This is a genomic window from Methylobacterium oryzihabitans (genome assembly GCF_004004555.2).
Lineage (GTDB): Bacteria > Pseudomonadota > Alphaproteobacteria > Rhizobiales > Beijerinckiaceae > Methylobacterium > Methylobacterium oryzihabitans.
This window is the reverse complement of record NZ_SACP01000137.1, coordinates 1-468: the sequence shown is the minus strand read 5'-3', so window position 1 is coordinate 468 and position 468 is coordinate 1. Positions and strand designations below refer to the sequence as shown.

Below are 468 nucleotides of genomic sequence, written 5' to 3'. Positions count from 1 at the left end.
CAGGGTCGTTGCGTATGGCCCGGTACAGTGCCACGGTGTGCAGCAGGTTGAGCAACTGGCGCTTGTACTCGTGGATCCGCTTGACCTGCACATCGAACAGCGCGTCGGGGTTCACCGTGACACCAATGCGGTCCTGGATGATGCTGGCCAGGGCGCGCTTGCTGTGCAGGCGCTGAGCGGCGAACTGCTTGCGGAAGCCCGCCTTGTCAGCAAACGGCACAAGGCCAGCCAGAAGCCCTTCAGGGTCGTCCTTGAGCCCCGGCCCGAGCGCTTCGACCAGCATCTCGGTCAGCAGTGGGTTGGACTGGTACAGCCAGCGGCGGAAGGTAATGCCGTTGGTCTTGTTGTTGATTCGTTGCGGGTAGAGCTTGTGCAGCTCTGAGAACACAGTGCTCTTCATCAGCTTGCTGTGCAGCGCCGACACGCCGTTGACGCTGTGCGAGCCGAGAAACGCCAGGTTACCCATGC

Annotated in this window: 1 protein-coding gene; it reads right to left on the bottom strand. The window is 62.0% G+C overall.

The window, feature by feature from the left end; all coding sequences use genetic code 11:
• A partial coding sequence (locus EOE48_RS28725) for a glycogen/starch/alpha-glucan phosphorylase (RefSeq protein ID WP_148239823.1) occupies positions 1–468 on the bottom strand: 468 nt, incomplete at both ends.